The following is a 13666-nucleotide window of genomic DNA, read 5'->3' on the forward strand; positions in this document are numbered from 1 at the left end:
AGCCGAGGCGGCTCGGTGCGGCCGGAGGGCGAAAACACGTGACCGACAACAATGATCACTGGCCGAACCCCCACGGCGGGCCACAGGGCTGGGGCTATCCCGATGCGGGACAACAGGACTGGGGTTACCCGGGCGAGGCACCGCAGCCGGCCGAATATCTCGGCTTCGCCGCGCGACTACCGCCGGGGTACCAGCCCGCGCCCCCGCAGTACATCACCGGCCAGCAGCCCCAGTACGTCACCGGACAGCCCCACCCGTACGTCACCGGGCAGCATTCCGTCCCGAATTATGCGGGGCAGCAACCTATTCCGGGCTACGCACCGCCATCCGCACCCGGCGGCGGGCCCCGTCGCACCCTGCCGATCCTCGCCGCGCTGGCCGCGGTCATCATGCTGGCCGGCGGCGGTATCGCGGCGTACGCGCTGACCCGGGACTCCGCCGGCAGCGGCACGACAGCCGCGCCCGGCACGACCGCCGCGCCCTCGGGCGGGCCGGCCGCCACCGGGCCGTCCCGGTCCGGCGCGCCCAAGCCCGGCGGCACCACCGTGGTCGCCCCGGCCCTGGGTATCAGCTACGACGTGCCCGCCGGGTGGACGATCGCCGAGCCCACCGATATCACCGTGCAGACCGGGACCGACGGCTCGGTCATCGGGCACGCCAAGTCCACCGAGGGCAACGACTACTGCGCGGGCTCGGCGTATCGGACCCTCGCCTTCGTCGCCCACGTCGACGGCAGCGATCCCGCCGCCGCGGCCGTCAAGGTGGCGAGAATCTCGGCGGAGAGCGGCTACTCGGACGCGACCGGCGGCAACCAGGGCGCGCCGGACGCGGTCACCACCGCCAGCGGCATCACCGGCCAGCAGGTCGAGACCTCCGGCAGCTGGCAGCCGGGCGCGCCGGGCTGCACCACGACCAGCTACTCGATTTACACCTTCGCGTTCTCCGGCCCGAACAAGGCGCTGCTGGTGCTGGCCATCCTGGCCGACCGCGGTACCCAGGGCGAGCTGGCCGCCGACCGGGCCGCGCAGGTGATCGCCAGTCTCCGCATCTCCTGACCCGCGCCGATTAGGCTCGGGTCGTGGCCATCATGGACGACGACGAGATCTCCGCCGCGTTCGTCGGCGAGCTGACGCCCTACGCGGTGCCGGTGGTCCTCGAGGACCCCAACCCCGACTGGCCGTCCTGGTACGCCGACGACGCCCGGGCGATCCGAGCGGCCTTGGGGGCGAAGGTCTTACGGCTCGAGCACACCGGCTCCACCTCGGTGCCCGGCCTCGCCGCCAAGCCGGTCATCGACATCCTGCTCGTGGTCGCGGACACCGCCGACGAACCGGCCTACGTGTCCGCTCTGGAAGCCGCCGGATACACCCTGCGCGTACGCGAACCCGACTGGTACGAGCACCGCTGCCTCGTCCGCCGCGTGGAAGACGGTGCGCCGCACGACGTCAACCTCCATGTGTTCTCCCCCGGCCTCGGCGACACCGAGATCGAGCGAGTCCTCGCCTTCCGTGATCGGCTCCGCACCCACGCGGCCGACCGTGTCCACTACGAACAGACCAAACGCGAACTGGCGCAACGACAGTGGAAGTACGTCCAGCACTACTCCAACGCCAAGAGCGCGGTCATCGAGGAGATCATCGCCCGCGCCCTCCCCGCCCGCTAGCGCGTACCGCCGCCGGGGCCCGGCGGTGCTCGCCTCGGCTAATACACTGGCCGGATGCCCCTCGTCGAGGTGACCTACAAGCCGGAGCTTCCCGAGACTGTGCTGCGTGAACTGGGCAAATGGCTGCCGCACCTGGTGTCCCTCGCCGTCGAATGCCCGGAGGAGCCCTACGACGGCGACCTGCAGCCGGGGGATGTCGAGATCCGCTTCCATCCGCTGGGCAAGTTCGATCGGTCGGGGATGGATGTGGTCATCGAGGTCCGGTCGAAGTACTTCGCGAGCCGGGCCGAGAACCGGCAGGAGCGCTGTGACCAGCTGCTCGCCGATATCGAGAAGTTCGTCGACGCGCATATCGGCGTCTACTTGACCCTGCCGGTCGCGGCCTGGTCGCAGAGCGAGTGACCACTCACTGCCGCCCGGCGCGGTGGTACTGCCGCCACTTCCAATAGACCGGGCCCACAACGTAGACCCGGCCCGGAACGGCAATTTTCAATCAATGATTGAATTACTGATTGAACCGTGTTTCACTGCTTGCCATGGTCGAGAAAGTGTCCGCGGGAACGCGGGAACGGCTGCTCGCGGCGGCCGAGCAGCTACTGCTGACCGAGCCCTATGACGAGGTATCGGTGCGTGCTGTGTGCGCGGCGGCGGGAGCCAATCCCGCGGCGGTGCACTACCACTTCGGATCCAAGGAGGCCCTGGTCGCCGCCCTCATCGAGGCCCGGCTCGGGCCGCTGTGGGAGGAGGGGTTGGGGCGGGCCACGGGCGGGCGGGATTCGGTGCCCGCGGTGGTGGACACCATCCTCGCGCCGTTCCAGCAGCTGGCCGCGGATCCGCTGGGCCGCCTGCATCTCCGGCTGCTGGCCCGCTTCGTGCTGGGCCGGCATCAGACCTCGTGGCAGGGGCCGTGGTTCCGGATGGATTCCTGGACCCCGCTGCTGCCCGAACTGCGGGCCGGCGAGGCGGGACGGCGCTGGATGCTGGCCTTCGACCTGATCATCATGCGGTTCGGCACTCCCGAGATCGAGGATCACGGGATGCCCGAACCGGCGTTGACGGCCCTGCGGAACTTCGTGGTGGCCGGACTCACGGCACCGGGAGAACAACCATGAACGAGATCTTCGCACCGGCGAAACTCGGCCCGATCACCCTGCGCAACCGGGTGATCAAGGCCGCCACCTTCGAGGGACGCACCCCCGATGCGCTGGTCACCCCCGAACTCATCGACTTCCACCGCGAGGTCGCCGCGGGCGGGGTGGGCATGACCACCGTCGCCTACTGCGCGATCGCGCCGGGCGGCCGCACCGACCGGCACCAGATCTGGATGCGGCCCGAAGCCGTTCCCGGACTGCGTGAGCTCACCGACGCGGTGCACGCCGAGGGCGCGGCCGCCAGCGCCCAGATCGGGCACGCCGGACCGGTCGCCAACGCCGCCTCCAACCGCGCCCCCGCGCTCGCGCCGAGCCGTATGTTCAGCCCGCTGAGCATGCAGGCCATGCATGTGCCCGGCGACTCCGAGATCCGCGAACTCATTGCGGCACACGGGAATGCGGCGCTGCTGGCCGAGCAGGCCGGATTCGACGCGGTCGAAATCCATTTCGGCCACAACTATCTGGTCAGCTCGTTCCTGAGCCCGCTGCTCAACCGCCGCCACGACAAGTGGGGTGGCACGCTCGCCAACCGGGCCCGGCTCGCACGCGAAATCGCCTGCGCTGTACGGGATGCCGTGGGCGACCGGCTGGCGGTGACCGCCAAGCTGAACATGGAGGACGGCCGCCGCGGCGGGCTCGCGGTCCCCGAGAGCATCCAGGTAGCCGCCTGGCTGGAGGCCGACGGCGCGCTCGACGCCCTCGAATTGACCGCGGGCAGTTCACTTCTCAACCCCATGCTGCTGTTCCACGGCGACGCGCCGCGCAAGGAGTTCGCCGAGGTGCTGCCCGGCCCGGCGCGCATGGGTTTCAAACTGGCAGGGCGTGCCTTCCTCAAGGAGTACCCCTACCAGGAGGCGTATCTGCTGGAGCGGGCCCGCCAGTTCCGCCGCGAACTGTCCATGCCGCTGATCCTGCTGGGCGGCATCACCAATCTCGACACCATGAACCTGGCCATGACCGAGGGATTCGAGTTCGTCGCCATGGGCCGGGCACTGCTGCGCGAGCCGAATCTGTTGCAGCGCATCCAGGCCGACGCGGCCACCCGGTCGGCCTGCGTGCACTGCAACAAGTGCATGCCCACCATCTACACCACCACCCGCTGCGTGTTCCGGCCGGAGCGGACCATCATCGATCTCGACGGAAGGCAGCGGGCATGAGCGGACGACTCGACGGGCGGGTGGCGCTGATCAGCGGCGCGGCATCGGGAATGGGGGCCTCGCACGCGCGGGCGTTCGTGGCCGAGGGCGCCTCGGTGCTCATCGGCGACATCTCCGACGAGGCGGGCGCGAAACTGGCCGCCGAACTCGGCGCCGCCGCAGAGTACGTCCACCTCGATGTCACCAAGGCCGAGGACTGGCGCACGGCCGTGGACACCGCGGTCGAACGCTTCGGCAAGCTCGACGTGCTGGTCAACAATGCCGGCATCCTCGACTTCGGGCCGCTCGGCACCTACACCGAAGAGCAGTGGCAGCGTGCCCTGTCCATCAACCTCACCGGCCCCTTCCTCGGCCTGACCGCCGCCCGCGACGCCCTGGTGGCGGCCAGGCCCGCGGCGGTGGTGAACATCTCCTCCGCTGCCGGAATCCAGGGCGTGCCGGGCGCGCACGCCTACACCGCCTCGAAATTCGGGGTGCGCGGGCTCACCAAGTCCGCGGCGCTCGAACTCGCCCCGCACGGGGTGCGGGTGAATTCCGTTCACCCGGGCGGGATCATGACGCCGATGATCGGCGTGCCCGAGGGCACGACCACCGATCGCGACGCGAACCCCCTGGCCCGCCTCGGTGTGCCCGAAGAGGTCACGGCGCTCGTGGTGTTCCTCGCGAGCCAGGAATCCAGCTATTGCAATGGCGCCGAGTTCGTCGTCGACGGCGGTATGACGGCGGGCCGCCCGGTCTGAGACCTACTGCTTGTAGGTCGCCAGGAAACGTCCGATGCGCTCGATGATGGCCTCGAGCTCATCGGCATGCGGCAGCGTCACGATCCGGAAGTGGTCGGGGCGCGGCCAATTGAAGCCGGTGCCCTGCACGATGTGGATCTTCTCGCGCAGCAGCAGATCCAGCACGAACTGCTCGTCGTCGTGGATCCGGTACATGTCGAGGTCGATGCGCGGGAAGGCGTACAGCGCGCCCCGGGGCTTCACGCACGAGATGCCCGGGATGGCGTTGAGCGCCTCCCACGCGCGGTCGCGCTGCTCGCGCAGGCGGCCGCCGGGCAGGGTGAGGTCGTAGATGCTCTGGTGTCCGCCGAGCGCGGCCTGAATCGCCTGCTGCGCAGGAACATTCGCGCACAGCCGGAGACCCGCCAGCATGGTCAGGCCCTCGAGGTAGTTCTCGGCGTGCTCGATCGGGCCCGATACCACCAGCCAGCCACCGCGGAAGCCGGCGGCGCGGTAGGACTTGGAGAGCCCGGAGAAGGTGAGGCACAACAGATCCGGGGCCAGCGCGGCGGTCGCGGTGTGGGTCAGGCCGTCGTAGAGGATCTTGTCGTAGATCTCGTCGGAGAACACCACCAGGTTGTGGCGGCGCGCGATCTCCAGCATCTGGCGCACCACCTCGGGCGAATACACCGCGCCCGTGGGGTTGTTCGGGTTGATGATGACCAGCGCCCGGGTGCGGTCGGTGATCTTGGACTCGATATCGGCCAGATCCGGCATCCAGTCCGAGCCCTCGTCACAGATGTAGTGCACGGGCCGGCCGCCGTTGAGCGCGGTGGCGGCGGTCCAGAGCGGGAAATCCGGTGCGGGAACCAGGACTTCGTCGCCGTTCTCCAGCAGCGCGGTCATGGCCATCATGATGAGCTCGGAGACGCCGTTGCCCAGGAAGACCTGTTCGACGTCGACCTCGGGGAGTCCGAGGGTCTGGTAGTACTGCACCACCGCGCGCCGCGCCGAGAGCAGACCCTTGGAGGTGGAGTAGCCGCTGGACTGCGGCAGATTGCGGACCATGTCCTGAAGCAGTTCGGCGGGCGCCTCGAAGCCGAAGGTCAGCGGGTTGCCGGTGTTGAGCTTCACGACGTGATGCCCTTCCGCCTCCAGCCGTGCGGCATGCTCGGCGACCGGCCCGCGGATCTCGTAGGACACGCCCGCCAGCTTGCTCGACTGCTTCACCTGCATCAAACGACCCCTTCTCGGTGTGGTTGCCGCACACTCTACTTGGAAATTCCAAGTTTGCACTTGGTATTTCCAAGCTGTTGGTTAGAGTGGGATCGTGACACGCCGAAGCTACGACCACTACTGCACCGTCAGCCGCGCCCTCGACATCGTCGGCGACCGGTGGAACCTGCTGGTGGTCCGCGAATTGTGTTCGGGCCCGCGCCGATACAGCGATCTGTTCGCCGACCTGCCCGGCATCAGCACCGATGTGCTGGCCGCCCGGCTCAAGGACCTCGAGCGTGACGGGATTCTCACCAAGCGCCGCGTCGGCCCCCGCGCCGGAACCGCGGTCTACGAACTCACCGACTCCGGCGCGGCACTGCGGCCGGTGCTGGACTCGCTGTCGGCCTGGGGCGCGGCACAACTCGGCGAACAGCGCGCGACCGACGCCGTACGAGCGCACTGGTTCGCACTCCCCCTCGGACATGCCGTGGCCGAGCTGGTGCCCGCCGGCACTGTCACGGTCCGCATCGGCGACACCGCCTTCCACTACGTGATCACCGAATCCGGCCTCACCCATCACGACGGCCCGGCCGCCGCGCCGGATCTGGAGATCCGGCTGGAGCTGGCCGCGGCGAGCGAGATCGCCACCGGCGCCCGCTCGCTCGCCGCGACCCTCGACCAGGCGACCGGAACCGGGCAACCGGTCGCCTGAACCGCGGCACCCCTCGTCGACGCGGTGGCGGCAGGTGGTCGGCGGCCGTCGGTAGCATCGGCTGGGTTGTGCCCGCATCGATCGAGGAGGAATCCGTGACCAGCGAGAACGCCACCGGCACGATCACGATCGTCGGCTCGGGGAGTGCCAGTGCCACGCCGGACATCATGCGGGTGGCGATCTCTGTCGAGACGCGCGCCGACACCGTGGCCGCCGCCTACGCGCGGGCCGGGGAACACGCCGACGCGGTGATCTCGTCGCTGCGCGCGGACGGCGTGGCGGGTCGCGACATCACGACCAGCGGGCTCACGGTGCGCGCGGAAACCATATGGACCGAAGGGAATCGGGAGAAGCTGGTCGGCTATATCGCCGGCACCGCGCTGACGGTCACGCTGCGCGAGATCGCCGGACCCGGCGGGGAGGCGAAACCCGCCGCCGACGGCGGGCCCGCCGCGATCATCGCGCACGCGGTCGACGCGGGCGGCGACGATGTGCGCCTGGGCGGGCTGACGCTGACCGTCGCCGACGAGGAGAGCCTCTTGGTCCGCGCCCGCGACGCCGCCTGGGACCACGCACTGGGCAAGGCCGAACAGTACGTGTTCCGGGCGGGCCGCAGGCTGGGACCGGTGCTCGAGATCACCGAGGACGTCTCCGGTCCCGCGCCCACGCCGCGAATCGCGTTCGCCGCCGGCAAGATGGCCGCTCCGGGTAGCGCGGTGCCGGTGGAGCTCGGCGAGAGCGAACTGTCCACCAGCGTCCGGATCACCTGGCAGCTGGCCTGAGTCTCAGAGCTCGACCTGCGCCAGCAGGGAACCGGCGCGCACGGCGGTGAGCTGAATGCGAAACCGGCTGGCGTCCGCCCGGTTTCGATGAGGGAACGGGTCCTCGACGACCATTCCGCGGAGATCGTGCAGCAGCCGCGTACCCTGCGCGATGGTGAGGCGCCCGGTGTCCACCAGGTGCCGCACATTGCGGCCGCCGTCCGGATCACCGGTCCCGGCGGCATACGCCGCCACCTGCTGCAACGCCGACCGCAGCCGCTTCTCGCACGCCGGGAACCGGCCCCGCTCATAGTGTTTCACCGCGTGCCGCAGGTGATCCAGCGCCGTCTGCTGGCCGCGCACCTCGAGCTCGGTCTCCAGCAACGCCACCTGCTCGGCCAGCCGCACCGGCAGCCACGCCGTGGGTTTCAGGCGACATCGCACGCTCGCCTCCGGCCCCGTACCGATCACCCGGTCGATCTTCATCCGGTAGCCGTCCTCGAGCAGCGCCGTGCGCAACACCGGCATCCACCCCGGAAGGCTCTTGCGCGCCAGGGACTCTCCCTGCAGGAACCGCGCCACCGTCACCTCGACCAGATCCAGCAGCGCCCGATCCGCCTCCGCGTTCCCGCCCAGCGCCGCCAGCCGCGCCCCGTACACCGGCGTCACCAACCGCCCCCAGTAGCTGTCGGCGTTCACCCACAACTCGACGCCGTACTCCGGCCGCTTGAGATCCACCCCCAGCAGCAATGCCTCGAGCGAGTGGAACCGCGACTGATCCCCATAGATCAGCTCCACCACCGACGCCACAGTCGGATCCGACAACGTAGTCATGGGCAACATCTTGGCGCACCCCCAAACCGCCCGCGCCCCAACCCATCCCCCGCGACGCCGGCCCGCCGACACCGAGATCGGGAAGCTGTCCCTGCGGAGCGTCGGGCGACATTCCGCAGGGACAGCTCCCCGATCTCGAAGGACCTGGTCAGCGTTCCAGGACGGCGATGCACTCGACGTGGTGGGTGCCGGGGAAAGCGTCGAAGACGCGCAGATCCACCGGCTGGTAGCCGACGGCGCGGTAGAGACCGATATCCCGGGCGAAAGAGGCGGGGTCGCAACCGATGTGGATGATGCGCCGCGGCGAACGCTCACCCAGCGCATTGATCACGTCCTTGCCCGCGCCCGCGCGCGGCGGGTCGAGCACGACGACATCCGGTGCGGTATCGGACTGTTCGTGAATCCACCGCTCGACGCGCTCGGCGGTCAGATCCACCCACGGCAGATCCCGCAGCGCGGCACGCCCCTCGGCGACCGCGGTGCGCGCGAACTCGACACCGTGCACCATCCCGGTCACCCCGACCTGTTCCGCCAGCCGCGCGGCGAACACGCCCACGCCGCAGTACAGGTCCCAGACCAGCGCCCCGGGCGCGCAGTCCGCCCACTCCGCCACCACATCCGAATAGCACTGCGCCGCACCGTAATGCGGCTGCCAGAACCCGGTCGCCGACAGCTCCCATCGCCGCTCGCCCACGTACTGCACCGCCCGGCCGCTGCCATCCACCACGCGCTCGGTCCGCGCACTGTGCGCCGCCGCCCGCCGCGCGGCGGTACTGCGCCGATCACCTCCGCCACGCCGACCGGAATCCCCTGCCCCACCGCCTCTTTCACGACGCCCGCGCGGACCGCCCGCCGCCGCCCCGGCCGGAGCCAGTTCGACGACGTGCCGCACCCCGTCCCCGTCCACGACCACAACGAGATCCGCCCCGGGCGTCCACACCCGCTCGCCGATCCCCGCCATGGCCCCCGCCACCGGCTGCGGGCACCGCAGATCCGCGATCACCTCGGTGCTCCGATACCGGTGCACCCCGGCCCGCCCCTCCGCGTCCACCACCAGCCGCACCCGGCTCCGCCATCCGGCGGTGTACGACCCCACCGAAGGCTCGCCGTCCTGCGGCGTTTCCCCGGCACCGGGGCGGGCGATGAGCGCACGCGCCGAGGGCGTCGACACCCCGCCGATTCGACCCGGCGGGACGTTCGCGCCCGGGGTCGGGCGCGGGGCCGTCGCGGCGGGCTCGCCGCGACCGCCGAGCAGGGTCGAGCCGAGGTCGGTCGTCACGCTGCCGAGCCGCCCGGGATGGCCGGGCTCCGGGATCGGTGCACCGGGCGAGGTTCCTGGTGCCACACCGATCGCCAATCCGGGCGGTGCCGGGATCGGTTCGACGGCGAAGTCCGGTTCCCAGTCGGCGAGGCGGCGCAGCTGCTCGGCGACGACCTGGCGTTTGAGTTCGCGCTGGGCCGCGGGGGTGGCGAAGGTGAAGTCGCAGCAGCCCGCACCGCCCGGACCGGAGACCGGACAGGTGGCGGGGACGCGGTCGGGCGAGGCGTCGAGGATCTCGATGGCGTCGGCGCGGCAGAAGGAGCCGCCGCGGTCCTCGGTGACGAGAGCGCGGACCAGTTCACCGGGCAGGCCGTGGCGCACGAACAGCACGCGGCCCTCGTGGCGGGCCACACAGAAGCCGCCGTGGCCGGGCGGGCCCAGACGGACCTCGAAGACCTCTCCGTACCAATCCGATCCGGCGCTCATGCCTCGTCTCCGAATCCGCGACGCACCGAACCGGGGGCATTGACCACCCGGCCGGGACGGGCCCGGCCCGCCGAGGACGACAGCTGCCAGGGCACGCTCGTCACCATGACGCCGGGCTCGAACAGCAGCCGGCCCTTCAGCCGCAGCGCACTCTGGTTGTGCAGCAACTGCTCCCACCAGTGGCCGACCACGTATTCGGGAATGAACACGGTCACCACGTCGCGCGGGGAGTCCTTGCGCACCCGCTTCACGTAATCCACCACCGGCTTGGTGATCTCACGATACGGAGACTCGATCACCTTGAGCGGCACCACGATATCGCTGCGCTCCCACTCCCGCACCAGCGCCCGGGTGTCGGGCTCGTCGACGTTCACCGTGATGGCCTCGAGCGTGTCGGGCCGGGTGGCGCGGGCGTAGGCCAGGGCGCGCTTGGTGGGCAGGTGCAGCTTGGACACCAGCACGATGGAGTGCGTGCGGCTGGGCAGCACGCCGTCCCATTCGGACTCGTCCAGCTCCCGCGACACCGTGTCGTAGTGGCGGCGAATGAGTTTCATCAGCCCGAAGATGGCCGCCATGGTGACGATGGCGATCCACGCGCCCGCCAGGAACTTGGTGACCAGCACGATCAGCAGCACGGTCGCGGTCATGGTGAGACCGATCGCGTTGATCACCCGCGACCGCTTCATCCGCGCCCGCACCGCCGGATCGGTCTCGGTGCGCAGCAGTCGCGTCCAGTGCCGCAGCATGCCGGTCTGACTCAGCACGAACGACACGAACACGCCCACGATGTAGAGCTGGATCAGGCGCGTCACCTCGGCGCCGAACAGCACTACGAAGGCGATGGCCGCGCCGGCCAGGAACAGGATGCCGTTGCTGAACGCCAGCCGATCACCACGAGTGTGCAGCTGCCGCGGCAGGAAACGGTCCTGCGCCAGAATCGAACCCAGCACCGGGAAGCCGTTGAAGGCGGTATTGGCCGCCAGCACCAGGATCAGCGCGGTGACGATGGTGATGAAGTAGAAGCCGGCCGGGAATCCCGAGAACACCGCGCCCGCGAGCTGCGCCACCAGCGTCTTCTGCTCGTATCCGGCGGGTGCGCCGATCAGGTCGTCGGTGTTGTGCGCGTACACGATGCCGACCTTCTGAGTGAGCACGATCATGCCCATGAAAAGCGTCACCGCGATGCAACCGAGCAGCAGCAGGGTGGTGGCGGCATTGCGGGACTTGGGTTTGCGGAACGCGGGCACGCCATTGCTGATCGCCTCGACACCGGTCAGCGCCGCACAACCGGAGGAGAACGCGCGTGCGATGAGGAACACGAACGCCAGCCCGAACAAATGCTCGTCCTCGGCCTTCAGACCGAACCCGTACGACTCGGCGTGCACGGTCTGCCCCAGGCCGAGCCGGGTGAAACCCCAGATGAGCATGATGAACATGCCGATCATGAAGGCGTACGTGGGAATCGCGAAGGCCGTGCCGGATTCGCGCACGCCGCGCAGATTGATCGCGGTGAGGATCACGATCGCGGAGACCGCGAACAACACCTTGTGGGTGGCGACGAACGGCACCGCCGACCCGATATTGGAGGCCGCCGACGAGATCGACACAGCCACCGTGAGCACGTAGTCCACCAGCAGCGCGCTGCCGACGGTCAATCCGGCGGTGGGACCGATGTTCTTGGTCGCGACCTCGTAATCGCCGCCGCCGGAGGGGTAGGCGTGCACGTTCTGGCGGTAGCTGGCAACCACCACGGCCATCACCAGTGCGACCGCCAGACCGACCCACGGCGCGTAGGCGTAGGCCGACAGTCCGGACACCGACAGCACCAGGAAGATCTCCTCCGGCGCGTATGCCACCGAGGACAACGCGTCCGAGGCGAACACCGGGAGCGCGATCCGCTTGGGCAGCAGCGTATGCCCGAGAGAATCGCTGCGGAATGGGCGGCCGACCAGCATGCGCTTGGCGGCCGTCGTCAACTTCGACACTCCAGGCAGCATAAGGCAGTGCGCGAGCGACCGTGTTCGGGGCGCAACCTCACAGTCGTAGGGTGACGGGTGTGGGTTGTGAGGTTTTCCCGGTTCCGGTTTGAACGCCTTCCGGAGGGGGAAAGTGCCCGCAGTGAAACTCGAACGGTACGGTTGCGACCCGAGCAAGCAACCAGACCGCACACCACGGTTTTCGGGAATGGGGTTCGTACGGTGTACGTCGTGATCATGGGGTGTGGGCGGGTCGGCTCCTCGCTCGCCCGCGCTCTCGTCCGTATCGGCCACGAGGTCGCGGTGATCGATCAGAACTCGAGTGCCTTCCTGCGGCTGGGCCGCGACTTCCCGGGGCTGTGCATCACCGGCGTCGGCTTCGATCGAGATGTCTTGACCCGTGCCGGAATCGAGCGCGCCGGGGCCTTCGCCGCGGTGTCCTCCGGTGACAACTCCAACATCATCTCCGCCCGCGTGGCCCGCGAGACGTTCGGCGTGGAGCGCGTGGTGGCCCGCATCTACGACGCCAAGCGCGCCGCGGTGTACGAGCGCCTGGGCATACCCACCATCGCCACCGTGCCCTGGACCACCGACCGCTTCCTGCGCAGCCTGGTCGCCGACCAGTCCACCACTACCTGGCGCGACCCCACCGGCACCGTCGCGGTCACCGAACTCGCGCTCCACGAGAACTGGTACGGGCGTTCGGTCCACGCGCTCGAGGACGCCATCGGCGCGCGTGTGGCCTTCATCATCCGCTTCGGACAGGGCGTACTGCCCGATGGCAAGTCCATGCTGCAGGCCGACGACCTGGTCTATGTCGCCGCCACCTCCGGCAGCGTCGGCGAGGCCGTCGCACTGGCCGCCAATCCCCCCGCGAGCGAGGACTGATCGTGAAAGAAGCTCGAGCATGAAGGTAGCCATCGCCGGCGCCGGAGCCGTCGGCCGCTCCATCGCCCAGGAACTCCTACGCGCCGGCCACCAGGTCATGCTGCTGGAACGCCGCCTCGACCACATCGACCCGACCAACGCGCCCACCGCGGTCTGGACCCACGCCGACGCCTGCGAACTCGAAACCCTCGAGGAGGCCGGGCTGGAAACCTACGACGTGGTCATCGCCGCCACCGGTGACGACAAGGTGAACCTGGTGTTCAGCCTGCTGGCCAAGACCGAGTTCGGCGCGGGGCGCGTGGTGGCCCGCGTCAACGACCCTCGCAACGAGTGGCTGTTCGACTCGTCCTGGGGGGTGGACGTCGCCGTCTCCACCCCGCGCCTGCTCGCCTCGCTGGTCGAGGAGGCCGTCTCGGTGGGCGACCTGGTCCGGCTGATGACACTGCGCCAGGGTCAGGCCAACCTGGTCGAGATCACCCTGCCCACCGACACCCCCTTGGCGGGCAAGGCCGTTCGCACCCTCGCCCTGCCCCGCGACGCCGCGCTGGTCACCATCCTGCGCGGGGGCCGCGTCATCGTCCCGCAGGCCGACGACCCCCTGGAAGGCGAGGACGAGCTGCTGTTCGTCGCCTCCGTCGAAGCCGAGGACGAGCTGCGCAAAGCGCTCGGCGTCAACAGTTTCAACAGCACGGGCAACGCCCCGGCCTGACCGCGCGCCGACCACGGATCCGGACACAACAGTGGGCCGGGCGCCCCCCCCGCGCCCGGCCCCCACGCCCGTGTGCACACCCAGGGTGGTTTAAACAAATGTCGCGGCCCACGACAACAGCAGGGTATATC

At 69.6% G+C, this 13666-nt stretch carries 14 protein-coding genes; 10 read left to right on the forward strand and 4 right to left on the reverse strand.

Annotation, left to right across the window (positions count from 1 at the left end):
• Positions 1-38: 38 nt before the first annotated feature.
• From ACFXKA_RS33185 to ACFXKA_RS33210, 6 genes are all read left to right on the forward strand, one after another.
• On the forward strand, positions 39-1055 hold the full coding sequence (locus tag ACFXKA_RS33185) for a hypothetical protein (RefSeq protein WP_379430305.1): 1017 nt from the start codon (positions 39-41) through the stop codon (positions 1053-1055).
• Between the two features lie 32 nt (positions 1056-1087).
• Positions 1088-1663 carry a GrpB family protein gene (locus ACFXKA_RS33190; RefSeq protein WP_379430318.1) on the forward strand — a complete coding sequence of 192 codons (576 nt, stop codon included), beginning with the start codon at positions 1088-1090 and terminating at the stop codon, positions 1661-1663.
• Between the two features lie 54 nt (positions 1664-1717).
• On the forward strand, positions 1718-2065 hold the full coding sequence (locus ACFXKA_RS33195; RefSeq protein WP_354836864.1) for a hypothetical protein: 348 nt from the start codon (positions 1718-1720) through the stop codon (positions 2063-2065).
• A gap of 134 nt (positions 2066-2199) precedes the next feature.
• The gene (locus ACFXKA_RS33200) at positions 2200-2775 is read left to right on the forward strand and encodes a TetR family transcriptional regulator (RefSeq protein ID WP_379430306.1); all 576 of its coding nucleotides are present in this window, start codon (positions 2200-2202) and stop codon (positions 2773-2775) included.
• Positions 2772-3971: an NADH:flavin oxidoreductase gene (locus tag ACFXKA_RS33205; protein ID WP_379430307.1), complete on the forward strand. Its 1200-nt coding sequence runs from the start codon at positions 2772-2774 to the stop codon at positions 3969-3971. Before ACFXKA_RS33200 ends, ACFXKA_RS33205 begins: the two co-directional genes overlap by 4 nt.
• Positions 3968-4711: an SDR family oxidoreductase gene (locus ACFXKA_RS33210; protein WP_354836870.1), complete on the forward strand. Its 744-nt coding sequence runs from the start codon at positions 3968-3970 to the stop codon at positions 4709-4711. Before ACFXKA_RS33205 ends, ACFXKA_RS33210 begins: the two co-directional genes overlap by 4 nt.
• A 3-nt stretch (positions 4712-4714) precedes the next feature.
• Here ACFXKA_RS33210 and ACFXKA_RS33215 read toward each other — a convergent pair whose 3' ends face one another.
• Positions 4715-5926 (reverse strand): pyridoxal phosphate-dependent aminotransferase, encoded by a 1212-nt coding sequence (locus tag ACFXKA_RS33215; protein WP_379430308.1) that lies wholly within the window; start codon positions 5924-5926, stop codon positions 4715-4717.
• 94 nt (positions 5927-6020) lie between these two features.
• On the opposite strand from ACFXKA_RS33215, the gene ACFXKA_RS33220 reads away from it, so the two are divergent.
• Both ACFXKA_RS33220 and ACFXKA_RS33225 read left to right on the forward strand, forming a co-directional pair.
• Positions 6021-6620 (forward strand): helix-turn-helix domain-containing protein, encoded by a 600-nt coding sequence (locus ACFXKA_RS33220; RefSeq protein ID WP_354836874.1) that lies wholly within the window; start codon positions 6021-6023, stop codon positions 6618-6620.
• 95 nt (positions 6621-6715) lie between these two features.
• On the forward strand, positions 6716-7402 hold the full coding sequence (locus tag ACFXKA_RS33225; protein WP_379430309.1) for an SIMPL domain-containing protein: 687 nt from the start codon (positions 6716-6718) through the stop codon (positions 7400-7402).
• Between the two features lie 3 nt (positions 7403-7405).
• Here the strand turns inward: ACFXKA_RS33225 and ACFXKA_RS33230 are convergent, their stop codons facing one another.
• From ACFXKA_RS33230 to ACFXKA_RS33240, 3 genes are all read right to left on the reverse strand, one after another.
• Entirely contained in the window at positions 7406-8215 is an 810-nt protein-coding gene (locus ACFXKA_RS33230; RefSeq protein WP_379430310.1) for a hypothetical protein, read from the reverse strand.
• Between the two features lie 148 nt (positions 8216-8363).
• Positions 8364-9962: a class I SAM-dependent RNA methyltransferase gene (locus tag ACFXKA_RS33235; protein WP_379430311.1), complete on the reverse strand. Its 1599-nt coding sequence runs from the start codon at positions 9960-9962 to the stop codon at positions 8364-8366.
• Positions 9959-11947, reverse strand: coding sequence for an APC family permease (locus tag ACFXKA_RS33240; protein WP_354836882.1), 1989 nt, complete (start codon positions 11945-11947; stop codon positions 9959-9961). The genes ACFXKA_RS33235 and ACFXKA_RS33240 overlap by 4 nt, the downstream gene beginning before the upstream one ends.
• Positions 11948-12160: 213 nt before the next feature.
• Here ACFXKA_RS33240 and ACFXKA_RS33245 point away from each other — a divergent pair, with 213 nt between their 5' ends.
• Both ACFXKA_RS33245 and ACFXKA_RS33250 read left to right on the forward strand, forming a co-directional pair.
• On the forward strand, positions 12161-12826 hold the full coding sequence (locus tag ACFXKA_RS33245; RefSeq protein WP_379430312.1) for a potassium channel family protein: 666 nt from the start codon (positions 12161-12163) through the stop codon (positions 12824-12826).
• On the forward strand, positions 12753-13535 hold the full coding sequence (locus ACFXKA_RS33250) for a potassium channel family protein (RefSeq protein WP_379430313.1): 783 nt from the start codon (positions 12753-12755) through the stop codon (positions 13533-13535). Before ACFXKA_RS33245 ends, ACFXKA_RS33250 begins: the two co-directional genes overlap by 74 nt.
• Positions 13536-13666 lie beyond the last annotated feature (131 nt).

Origin of the sequence: Nocardia sp. NPDC059228, from assembly GCF_042754245.1 — a bacterium.
Lineage (GTDB): Bacteria > Actinomycetota > Actinomycetes > Mycobacteriales > Mycobacteriaceae > Nocardia.